Source organism: Bacillus sp. FDAARGOS_1420, assembly GCF_019344915.1.
GTDB classification, from domain to species: domain Bacteria; phylum Bacillota; class Bacilli; order Bacillales; family Bacillaceae_G; genus Bacillus_A; species Bacillus_A mycoides.
Window position 1 is genome coordinate 445484 of the sequence record NZ_JAHWJB010000002.1, and the last position, 11549, is coordinate 457032.

Consider the following 11549-nt stretch of genomic DNA (forward strand, 5'->3'; position numbering starts at 1 on the left):
ATGGGAGTAGAAAAAATTATAGCAGCGTTTGAAAATGGCAAGAAAGCATTTATTCCGTATGTAATGGGCGGAGATGGTGGACTTGAAAAGTTAAAAGAAAGAATTCGTTTTCTTGATGAAGCAGGAGCAAGCATCGTTGAAATTGGTATCCCATTTTCAGATCCAGTCGCAGACGGTCCAACTATTCAAAGGGCAGGAAAAAGAGCATTAGATAGCGGTGTAACATTGAAAGGTATTTTTCAAGCATTAATAGAGGTGAGGCAAGAAGTTCAAATTCCATTTGTACTTATGACATATTTAAATCCAGTACTCGCATTCGGAAAGGAACGTTTCATTGAGAGCTGTCTTGAAGCAGGGGTGGACGGTATTATCGTTCCAGACTTACCGTATGAAGAACAAGACATTATTACACCGCTCCTTCGCGTGGCGAATATCGCTTTAATTCCACTCGTTACCGTAACGAGCCCTATTGAACGAATCGAAAAAATTACGGGTGAATCACAAGGATTCGTCTACGCCGTTACAGTAGCGGGTGTAACGGGAGTACGTCAAAACTTTAAAGATGAGATTCGTAGTTACTTAGAAAAAGTAAAAGCACACGTCCACTTACCAGTAGTCGCAGGATTCGGTATTTCAACACGAGAGCAAATTGAAGAAATGATTACAATATGTGACGGCGTTGTCGTTGGAAGTAAAGTCATTGAGCTGTTAGAAAATGAAAAGCGAGAAGAAATTTGTGAGTTAATACATGCAGTAAAAGAAACAGAAGAGGCTTAAGTCTCTTCTGTTTCTTTTGTGTAATAAATGTTAAAATATACAGAAAATACTTATAACTTAGAGGGTGAGAAGGCATGCTAAGACGTAAACTATTATATCTTCTTTTAACTGTACCATTATACGCTTGGCTCATTAGCATGACGAAAATAGAGTTGATGGCTCTGTTTTTAGGATATGTATTCATCTTTTCCCAATTAAATCGAATACAAGAGCAATCTATTTTAGAAGTATGTATATTTTCGGTTAGTATAGAACTATTTAGTATCGTTGCGATTGTATTATTAAGTGAATTATTCCAATGGATCCATTCATTTGAATTAATAAAACTTGGGAATATTGTATTGCAAGTAATATGTGCTTATATTGTGTTTGTTGTGCTAGAAAAAATGATTGGACAGCAGACGGTTTTTCAGGATAAAAGATAAAATATTAGTTATTCAAAAAAAGGAGCCAAGCGGCTCCTTTTTTAAATCTGTTATAAAAATAATTGAAAATCATAACATCTGTTATATAATAGTTAAAAATTGCACTTTTTACGAAAAGAGATGATAGCATGGCCATATTGTTGGCACTTATCCCGATTATGATGATTTTTATTTGTTTGTTTTTGTTTAAACAAACGTCATTAAGAGCCTCATTAATCTCTTATGCCGTTTCTGTCGGAATCGTTTTACTCTCGCCAACGTTTCAATTAGGGATAAGTGAAACTGTACACGCAACAATTAAAGGGTGGTTAATTTGTTTTATTGTCGGATACGTTTTATTTTTCGGTATTTTTTTATTTCACCTCATGAACAAAATGGGATACATCGATCAAGTAGCACGATTTCTAGAACAAGTCACGCGCGATCGATTATTGCAAATGCTTCTTATGTGTTTTGGTATTTGTCCACTTATTGAATCAGTGAGTGGATTCGGAATTGGTTTTATGGTCGCAGCACCTATTTTTCTTTCGCTCGGTTATAAACCGTTTCAAGCTGTGCTACTATCGTTTATCGGTTTACTTGCAAGTTCATGGGGCGCAATGGCAACGGGTACGATTATCGGTTCTCAGCTTATTAACATGCCGCTCACAACTCTTGGTACAAATACAGCATTATTAAGCATCCCGATTTTCGCATATTTTATCTTCCTTTCTTTATACGTTGTCGGTGGCTGGCAGGCAGTTATAGAAAAGTGGAAGGAAGGGATAGGATTCTTTCTATTATTTTCTCTCGGAATCTATCTTTCTAACGCATACGTAAGTGTTGAACTAGCAGGGATATTAAGTTCTATCGTTACCATTTCATTTGGTTTTTTAATCATTAAGTTAAAAGGAAAAGATGAGCAAAACCTTTTAACAGAACATGCGGCGGCTACGGAGAGAGAAGTATCGATTATAAAAATTATTAGCCCTTATATATTCTTAACAGTTTGTATTTTACTTTCTCGCCTCGTTCCAGCATTACATGATTTTCTTAGGTCATATGCAGTTCTCGATTTAAAATCATATTCTTACAAACTAGAGCTACTATATTCGCCAGGATTTTGGCTCGCCATGACTTGTTTATTTACAATTATTTTCTTCCGCATTCCATCTAATGTTATTAAACAATCACTCTCGCAAACGACAAAACAATGGATTCCTTTCGCTATTACAACGACGATGTTCATTGCAATTTCAGAACTAATGGGTGCATCTGGTATGCATTCATTACTCGCAAAAACAGCTGGTGAAACCTTTGGTACCTTTTTCGTTTTCGTTGCTCCATTCATAGGCGGAATTGGCGGTTTTTTAACTGGTAGTAACGCAGGATCAAATGCGATGTTTATAAAGCTACAAATGCAAACAGCTCAAAACGTAGCACTCCCGTGGCAATACGTCACGACGCTCCAAAACACCGCATCATCAGTAGCGACGATCGCTTGTCCATCACGGATTACACTAGGCGCGTATTTATGCAATATCCCGTATCGTGAAAATGAACTATTAAAGAAGACGACGTTAATGATTTTTGGTGCGGTTTTACTTGTAGTAGTGGAAGTTTTCTTTTGGTATATATTGAGAAATTAAAAATCCTCCTAACATAGGAGGATTTTCTTTATGACTGGATAATGTTTTAAATATGAAAAGCTTCTACTAAATGAATAGGAGATGAAAGGTATGCCCTTAAAAAACTACGGTGTATTAAAAGGTACAGTTATACAATCTAAGATTGGAAAAGGCAAAACACCTCATTATCAAGTTCATTTACAAGGTGAAGCAGGAGTAGATTATCGCATTGCAATTAACGTGAAATCGCAAAGTTATCCATCGGAAGTTTTATATTTTGCGAGCGACGATATTCGATCAGAGGCGATTCATATTTTACCGACATTACCGTTCGGTTTTACAGAAATAAAAAATAATGAACCGAAAGTAGCTTTAGATTATGTAAGAGGTAATTTATTTGATTCAAAGCAAATGATTCCTTTACCTGCTGAAAAAGCAGGAGTTGATAATGATTTAAATGAAAAGATAGAGCGTTATATAAAGCGAGCAATAGAAGAAAAGGCGATTATTTATGCGTTTGGTGAAAGGTGGGGACCAGAAGAAAAGGTTCCGGATTCGTATTTCCACTTTACACCTGGAAACGGTATACACGATATTCATATGAATCAAGGGAATGTAGAGAAATGGCAAGGTGATGATGGCAAATGGCAAGACGGTGGGATATTGATTCACTTTGAGAAGAAGGAAGAGTGGATTGGTATTTTTCTTGCCTTTCAGTCACAGTCATGGTGTACGGATGAAGAAGGGCATGCTCGTGTTCCGGTTGAGCATTGTGATTATAAGAGAAATAATTGATGGGAAGAGGGCGTTCACAATGAACGCCCTCCTCTTATTTTATAAAACACAAAACTCACAAGTGTAGAAATACAAGAGAAAAGAAGCGCCACACTAGAAAACGCAATGAGATACATATTATACTTCATCATTTTTCCGATGAGTTGGTTACTATCGTACTGAAAAAGTCCTGCAATTATATTGAATAAAAATAACATGATAAACATGACGATAACACCGTCTATTGATCCTTTAATGTCGGGTTTACTTAAAGCGATATGTGCAGAAATACAAATGGCGATAAATAAAAATAACCAAAATGAAGGATTCAATAAATTGTTAAATGTAAATAAGCTTTTCAATAATACAAACGTCGATAGTAGCATGTTTTGGATCATGTCTAAGTTAATAGAAGTCGATGCAACAGTTTTTTCCAGATTCGTATTAAATAAATAATATGACTCTGGTACGAAATAGCGCATTAAAAGTATTAAGGCAGTAATACCAGAAATAATAGGACCGATGCCGATAAAGAAATTACCGATCCGTTGATATACGCTTTTTTGATTGTATTGATGTTGTACGTAACCTAAAGCTCCTTGACTTGTATCTGTTGGGAAGAACTGCGTTGCTACAATTTTATGGCGGAATAATAGACACATAATTGCATGTCCAAGCTCATGAACGGGAACACCAATCCACGCAGTTAAAAGAAATCCCTTCCTACCAAAAGCTCTCGACCAATACGTTCGTGTGAGAGATTCTAAATAACCTAATATAAATCCAATTACAATGATGACACCAATTAAAGAAAATAATTGGATCACGCTTGTAAGGAGTGTTTGAAAAATCGAGTTTACAAATTCCACTGTCTTCATCCAATCTGTTTAAAGTTTCACTTTATTTGCTCTGTTTCATAATACCATTATTTTTCTATAATACTAGCACACATAGTTTCGTTTAAAAGAAGGATTTCATATTCTTTTTCTTGTAGTCATGTTTTATGTACAAAGTCATATATTGAATTTGTAACATCCTATAAGGTATATGCTTAAGGAGGGATGAGAGAATGAAATGTCCGGCATGTCATACTGAAAATGCAGCGGAAGCAAGGTTTTGCGGGAATTGTGGACATTCGTTAACGGAAGAAGTGGTAGCGAGTGGTGGGCAGGAAGAAGGGCAGCTATCGCGCCCGGCACGAGTAAAGGAAACTCGTCCGAATGAAACGGTAGAGCAAGCGAAACAATTTGCAAGTGGCTATTTTCAGTTCTTTAAAAATGCTTTTAAATCACCATCGGCCATTATGGAAAGTGGAAATATTGAAGTGCGAAATGGAATTGTAAGTCTTGTGCTTATTTGTTTTTTAGGAGCGTGTATTTTTTATAGAATGATGAGCGCAGCGGCGACTGTTACGAGGACATTAGTGCCAGATATAGCTACTCCTACTTTCTTTGGAGAATCTGTAATGGTCTTTTTCTTTTTATTAATTTTAACTTTATTTGTCGGATTTATTATTTTTGTAAGTGGTAAGATGATGAAATCATCTTTTTCTTTTCTTGAAGCATTCGGTATATGGGGGACGATAGCGACGCCAGCTATTGCTATATTAGTGCTTTCTTTTCTTTTTAGTTTTTTATTAATCTTCTTCTTACCAATCTTATTAGGGCTGGCTACAACGTATATGGGAATTAGTATAATTGTAGCTATATTAAAACTAGACAACGGCAGATTAGATCCTGTTTACACACTTATGATTGCAAGTGTTTTAATCGGAATTGCAACGTTTCTTGTATTTTGGTCTTACATTAACACGATAATTCAAACCTTTACTGGGGGATTAACAGGCTTCTAATGAAAAGGTGGTTGAATGGATGAATGTATGCACAAAGTGCGGGACTCATTTTGAAGACAGTGTGCAATTTTGTCAAAACTGCGGGACGAAGAGGCGGGATCCTGTAGTAAAGAAGCAGAAAATGAGCAAAGGGACAATAATTGAAATTACACTTTTAACATTTTTTATTATAGTATTGGGCGGATTATATGCGTATGGATCTTCATATTACTCACAATCATCGCAAGTAGAGAGAATTATTACTGTTTTACAAGAGAGGGACGGGGAGAAATTAGTTGAGATCACCACGACAGATGATCCAGCCGTTATTGTAACGAGAGAGAGTTTAACGCCTCTATTTTCATATATAAAAGAAAATCCATCTTACGTGAATGAATTGAAAGAATATTTGAGGCAAGGTGAAAAACAAGGGGATGGAATAGAAAGAGCAGATTTTTCTTTAACGAAAGATGGGAAACATTTCTTTTTATTTGATCGGTATAAATTGAAAGCGAAGACGTATTATACGACTCTGCTTACAAATGAAAAAGGTACATCTTTAAAATTGAACGGAAAAGAAATTGATAAGACAAATGACAAAAAGCTTGAGAAACAATATGGACCGTTTCTTCCTGGAACTCAAGTATTTCAATCTGAATATAAAAATGACTATGTAAAACTATCACGTGAGGAAAAGGTTGTACTTATGAAACAAATTCAAAATAATGTAACGATAGATTTAACGTTACAAGGGCAATATATTACAGTTCAAACCAATGCGCCTGGTGCAACATTATACGTGAATCAAAAGCCAGTTACAGCATTGACCGGAGAAGAAATTACGTGGGGACCGATAGCGACTGATGGAAGTGCGGCGATTTATTTAGAACGAAATGGAGAAAACGGAAGGGAAACGACAAAGGTAGAAACGGTAACGGCACTGTCGGCTTATAATCTTCCATTTCAAAAGAAAAGTGTAGAAAAAACAGTTGTTTACAATGTTACTCCGCCTACGACTGGGTATGTATATAATGGTTTCATCTTCCCTGATAGTGATATTCGAAAATTAACGAGTGCGGACTTAACATATTTATCGAAAGAACAGTTGAAAATTGCGAGAAATGAAGTATACGCAAGGCATGGACATGTTTTTCAAACGAAAGATATGCAAGCGTATTTTTCAAAACAGTCCTGGTACAGAGAAAATCCGTATTTTACAGGAACGTTAACGAGTGTGGAATCTTATAATGTTGAACTGATTAAATCAAGAGAATAGAGTGCATGAAAAAGGTACAGTGTATATTACTGTACCTTTTCTATGGTTGTTTAGCTGGACCAGGATCCCTTGAGAAAAAGATGTGAAAGAGGAATGTGACTTTACTTGCTCCTCCTGATGTACTTGCTTGCACATCAGATAAAGAACTAGACGTTAAAGCAGCTTCAGAACGAGGGGGAACGACTATTTTGAGTGCATCATCTGATTCTGATGATATAGTAACCGTTATTGTATCCTCAGAAAAGTTCACAATTTTAACAGTACCAACTGGGAAGATGGATTTGCGAGCGTGTGAGGCAGAAGCAAAGCGAGTCGATTTCCAAATAGTTTGTGAGAAAGTGTCATTATCAGATAACCAAGCACGTGCACTGTATAAAGTTACACTAACGGTAAACTCTTGTTCAAGCGGGAGGGCGGGTCTCGGTTCTATCGGTTCCTCTGGAAGCTGGACGAGAAGGCCGGCGCACATGTATATTTCACCTACTTTCAATAGTTGCTGTTATAGCATATTAAACATCTTGTTTATAAGACACGACGGATACCTATTCATGCATAGGTTTGTGCACCAAATTTGTAGATAGAATTCTCTTTCTTTACAATGGAAGTAGGTGTTATTTCTATAAAATATGGAAATCGTAAAGAGTATGTAAAAAAGAAGGAGTGGTAAAGTGAACTATGTCATTATTGGCGGAGATGCAGCAGGTATGAGTGCAGCAATGCAAATTGTTAGAAACGATGAAACGGCAAATGTTGTAACGTTAGAAAAAGGTGAAATCTATTCATACGCTCAGTGCGGATTACCGTATGTGATTAGTGGTGTTATTGCTTCTACTGAAAAGTTAATTGCACGCGATGTAAAGACGTTTCGTGATAAATATGGAATTGATGCGAAAGTACGTCATGAAGTAACGAAAATAGATACGGAAAAGAAAATGGTGTACGCAGAGCATACGGAGACGAAAGATGTTTTTGAATTTCCGTATGACCGTTTATTAATTGCGACTGGAGTGCGTCCTGTTATGCCAGAATGGGAAGGGCGAGATTTGCAAGGCGTTCATCTTTTAAAAACAATTCCGGATGCTGAGCGCATATTAAAAACGCTAGAAACGAATAAAGTTGAGGCTGTAACTATTATTGGCGGCGGTGCAATTGGACTAGAGATGGCAGAAACATTCGTCGAACTTGGTAAGAAAGTAAGAATGATTGAGCGAAACGATCATATTGGCACAATTTATGATGCCGATATGGCGGAACATATACATAAAGAAGCAGATAAACATAATATTGAAATTTTAACAAATGAAAATGTAAAAGCGTTTAAAGGAAAAGAGAGAGTGGAACAAATTGAAACAGATAAAGGTACGTATAAAACAGATCTCGTTTTAGTATCTGTCGGTGTACAGTCAAATACTGATTTTCTTGAGGGGACAAATATACGTAAAAACCATAAAGGTGCAATTGAAGTAAATGCTTATATGCAAACGAATGTGAAAGACGTATACGCTGCTGGTGATTGTGCAACGCATTACCATGTTATAAAGGAAATGCATGATCATATCCCGCTTGGAACGACTGCGAATAAACAAGGGCGACTTGCCGGACTCAATATGGTTGATAAACGAAGAGCATTTAAAGGTACGTTAGGTACAGGCATTATTAAATTTATGGATTTGACGCTCGCAAGAACAGGCTTAAATGAAAAAGAAGCAAAAGGGCTAAACATCCCGTATAAGACGGTCAAAGTAGATTCAACAAATATGGCAGGCTATTACCCGAGTGCTTCGCCACTTCACTTGAAATTACTATATCACGCCGATACGAAACAATTATTAGGCGGACAAGTAATTGGAGAAGAAGGTGTAGATAAACGTATTGATGTTATCGCAATGGCACTTTTCAATAAAATGAGTATTCACGATTTAGAAGATGTCGACTTAAGTTACGCACCACCATATAACAGCGTTTGGGATCCAATTCAACAAGCAGCAAGGAGAGCGGAATAGCACTTTTTTAAGTGCTATTTTTTTTGTGAAAGGGGAATAAATAAAGTTTCACTTTATTGTGAATATACCGTTCACCCTTGAAAACATAGTGCGTATCGCTTATATTGTCATATAGTATTTATTTTTTAATAAAGCAATGAACGAACCAGGGGGCACAGTATGGCAATTAACATGAATACAATCGAAGAATGGATTGCTGAATCAAATGCAAGAAACGAAGAAGACTTAGGAAACGTTGTTGAAGAGATGAAAGAAGTATGTGTCGGACTTGATAACGCGACATTAATTTATACGAAAAACGTATTTTGTTTCGGTAAGAAAGTAGAAGTATTCTTCTTCTTCCAAGATCACGTCGTTATCGGAGAAGAGAAGGAAGAGTATATTGAGATTGAAAAATTAAAGTATGATGACATTACAAATAGCAACTTAAAAACAAATGACAAAAATACAACGTTAGAACTTAAGTTTTCTAACGGGAAAGCTATTAATTTAGATAGTCTAAATGATAACTACGGTACGAAAAACTGGTTATTTGCAAGACAAATTAAGAGTATTTTTAAAGTAATCTAGTAAAAAAGGCAGGCCTTGAAAGGTCTGCTTTTTTACTTATTTCCTATTAAACAAAGGCATCCTCTTTCTTCGTAACATTTCACGTTTGTAAATCCCGTCTTATAAAAAAGGTTTACTAATTCTTCGGTCGTCTTAAATTTATCCATATGATATTGGATTTTGAAAGTTTCAGCAACTAGTAAAAAGGATCCATTCGGTTTTAAGACGCGAAATACTTCTTTCATATCGTGTTCAAAATCGGGCCAAAAGTAGTGGGTTTGAAAAGCGGTAATGAGATCAAAGAAGTCCGGATGATATGGAATAGAGGAGACGCTTGCTTGATGAATAATTACTTTCGCTGCTTTGACATCCTTCATATTTGCTTTCTTTGAGTTTTCAACAGCTTGATTGGAGTAGTCGATCCCGTATATTTTCCCGAGCGGAGTTCGTTTTGAAAGAGTCTGTATGGTTTTACCACCCCCACAACCAATATCTAAAATAACTGCATTTTCACGTATATGTATTTTTTGTAAAGCCCAATTTGTTAGTCTCGTATGCGCAGCATTCATAATGCAAAGCATAGAGGAACCAATTGTCCCGCGAGGATTTTTCGCTTGCTCGATTAATCTTTGTAAAATACTCAATTCAAACTCTCCTTTTATATAAGAATATGTATTTATTTCGCTTTTAATAATTTAACTCCTTTAAAAAAAGCACGCCATTAATCGGCGTACTTCTAATTATGCAAGGACCCTTTTAGCCAATTTCGCGCCCTGTAAGCCCCAACAGGAATTTGAATGAGTGAAGTTTCATTTCCGGCATCAATCCCGTACAATTGATCGCATGAATTTGTATCAAAACTTAGTAACGGATGCCCGCCCATCCCCATAGCGGTCGCAGCTAAAACGAGTTTATGAACGAGCATGCCAGCTTCCATTTGATGAATGCGATATCCTCTATAACCTAATTTATTTTTATAGTAATCTTTATTTCCGATTACATGTAGACAAAGTGGTACTTGAAAAAGGTTTACGTTATCCATCGTCATACTAGATTGCAGAGAATAACGAAGGTCTCCGTACCGAAGTGGCTGTATGGAATGTGTCCTACTGTTATAAGCGTAAGCGCCGTTTTCTATGTCTTTTACGTTATAAAAACATCCATATAGTGAGACTCGTGCGTTTTCATTTAAATATTTGCCATCAAGGTCGTTGTAATAAGGGAAGGAGAGGCTCGCTTCTTGTAGTAAAGTAGCGAGCTCGGCTGCATCCCATTTCGTTAAAATGAAGTCAGAATCAGGTGAATATCGTTTTTTACAAAGTTGTAAAAAATCATATGATAAACGTTCCACTTTAGGTAGCTGCATAGCGTGTGCACTATATTGTTGTCGTTCTTCACAGGTAAATGTTTGGAAGTGTTCTGTTGATTCAATCATAGATGACGCGTTTATTTTTTTTATCATCGGATAGTCATCTACATGTTTTGAACGAACGAAATGCTCATGTGTTAACGGCGGGATTTGCTGCAACAAGTCATGAGAAGTAATGGTTTTATTTTTACGATGATCATCATGAAACCAATCTGTATTCGGTTCTGTACTTAAAGGAATAACAGCATACACACTTTCTTCACCTTCTGACAGTCCAAGGAAATGATTCATTGCCCGGTCTAGAAATTGAAAATATACACCATTTGTATAACCGAATTGTTTTGCGCATTCAAGTAATTGACCGATGAGAACACCACTATCTAATCCTTGCAGACGATACGAAAAGTTATTGTATTTAAAGAAGTTTTTCCAAAACATAGTGGATACAAATGCAGCACCAAAACAAGAATGTATGTTACAACGATTGCCGAGTGCTTCTGTAAGATAAGAATCGAAATTTCCTTCACGAAGTAAGATAAGACGGTGGTGCGCGGCGTCGTAATGGTAAATGCCGTCTGGATAATGATCAATTTTTAAATACATATATAATTCATTTGGATATAAAGCACCCCCAGAAGGGATGAATCTTCGGAATAGAGTCGTTGTTTTATTATTTTCTAGGTTAGTAGTAGGCTGACATAATTGTGTTAAACCAAATGAGTACCAAAGATAATGACCGATTTCCTCTAAGTTAGGTTTAGTAGAAGAATTTCGCGAAGTTAATGGGATTTTTAAAGAGAGAGGGATGACTGGTAAATTTCGATATAATTTATAAGGAAGTGGTGCGTCTTCCCAGTTAATCTCTTTATCGGACGACATAATTTCATTAATAGAAAAATGGAGATGATGTAAAAAAGTATCAGGTTGCATCAAATTTC

The 11549-nt window shown here is 36.4% G+C and carries 12 protein-coding genes; 8 read left to right on the top strand and 4 right to left on the bottom strand.

The annotated features are described in order from the left end of the window. From trpA to I6L50_RS12570, 4 genes are all read left to right on the top strand, one after another. Positions 1-777 (top strand): tryptophan synthase subunit alpha, encoded by a 777-nt coding sequence (gene trpA, locus I6L50_RS12555; RefSeq protein ID WP_219301735.1) that lies wholly within the window; start codon positions 1-3, stop codon positions 775-777. A 74-nt stretch (positions 778-851) separates the two neighbouring features. Further along, on the top strand, positions 852-1202 hold the full coding sequence (locus I6L50_RS12560) for a DUF4029 domain-containing protein (protein WP_219301736.1): 351 nt from the start codon (positions 852-854) through the stop codon (positions 1200-1202). Positions 1203-1330: 128 nt separating this feature from the next. After that, positions 1331-2830, top strand: coding sequence for an L-lactate permease (locus I6L50_RS12565; RefSeq protein WP_219301737.1), 1500 nt, complete (start codon positions 1331-1333; stop codon positions 2828-2830). Positions 2831-2920: 90 nt separating this feature from the next. Next, on the top strand, positions 2921-3604 hold the full coding sequence (locus I6L50_RS12570; RefSeq protein WP_219301738.1) for a DUF2278 family protein: 684 nt from the start codon (positions 2921-2923) through the stop codon (positions 3602-3604). 14 nt (positions 3605-3618) lie between these two features. On the opposite strand, the gene I6L50_RS12575 is transcribed toward I6L50_RS12570, so the two are convergent. Further along, a complete protein-coding gene (locus tag I6L50_RS12575) occupies positions 3619-4452 on the bottom strand; it encodes a hypothetical protein (protein ID WP_219301739.1) in 834 nt (277 codons plus the stop codon). Positions 4453-4652: 200 nt separating this feature from the next. Between I6L50_RS12575 and I6L50_RS12580 the strand changes: the two genes are divergently transcribed. Beyond that, complete coding sequence (locus tag I6L50_RS12580; RefSeq protein ID WP_219301740.1) at positions 4653-5435, top strand: zinc ribbon domain-containing protein; 783 nt, start codon at positions 4653-4655, stop codon at positions 5433-5435. A gap of 19 nt (positions 5436-5454) precedes the next feature. Continuing rightward, positions 5455-6690 carry a TcaA 3rd/4th domain-containing protein gene (locus I6L50_RS12585; protein ID WP_219301741.1) on the top strand — a complete coding sequence of 412 codons (1236 nt, stop codon included), beginning with the start codon at positions 5455-5457 and terminating at the stop codon, positions 6688-6690. A gap of 40 nt (positions 6691-6730) precedes the next feature. On the opposite strand, the gene I6L50_RS12590 is transcribed toward I6L50_RS12585, so the two are convergent. Then, positions 6731-7159, bottom strand: coding sequence for a hypothetical protein (locus I6L50_RS12590; protein WP_215587471.1), 429 nt, complete (start codon positions 7157-7159; stop codon positions 6731-6733). A gap of 199 nt (positions 7160-7358) precedes the next feature. Here I6L50_RS12590 and I6L50_RS12595 point away from each other — a divergent pair, with 199 nt between their 5' ends. Both I6L50_RS12595 and I6L50_RS12600 read left to right on the top strand, forming a co-directional pair. Further along, entirely contained in the window at positions 7359-8693 is a 1335-nt protein-coding gene (locus tag I6L50_RS12595) for an FAD-dependent oxidoreductase (protein ID WP_219301742.1), read from the top strand. A gap of 159 nt (positions 8694-8852) precedes the next feature. Continuing rightward, on the top strand, positions 8853-9263 hold the full coding sequence (locus I6L50_RS12600) for a DUF3908 family protein (RefSeq protein WP_002030461.1): 411 nt from the start codon (positions 8853-8855) through the stop codon (positions 9261-9263). A 32-nt stretch (positions 9264-9295) separates the two neighbouring features. On the opposite strand, the gene I6L50_RS12605 is transcribed toward I6L50_RS12600, so the two are convergent. After that, entirely contained in the window at positions 9296-9886 is a 591-nt protein-coding gene (locus I6L50_RS12605; protein WP_219301743.1) for a class I SAM-dependent methyltransferase, read from the bottom strand. Between the two features lie 92 nt (positions 9887-9978). Then, positions 9979-11541 carry a SagB family peptide dehydrogenase gene (locus I6L50_RS12610; RefSeq protein WP_219301744.1) on the bottom strand — a complete coding sequence of 521 codons (1563 nt, stop codon included), beginning with the start codon at positions 11539-11541 and terminating at the stop codon, positions 9979-9981. Between the last annotated feature and the right edge of the window lie 8 nt (positions 11542-11549).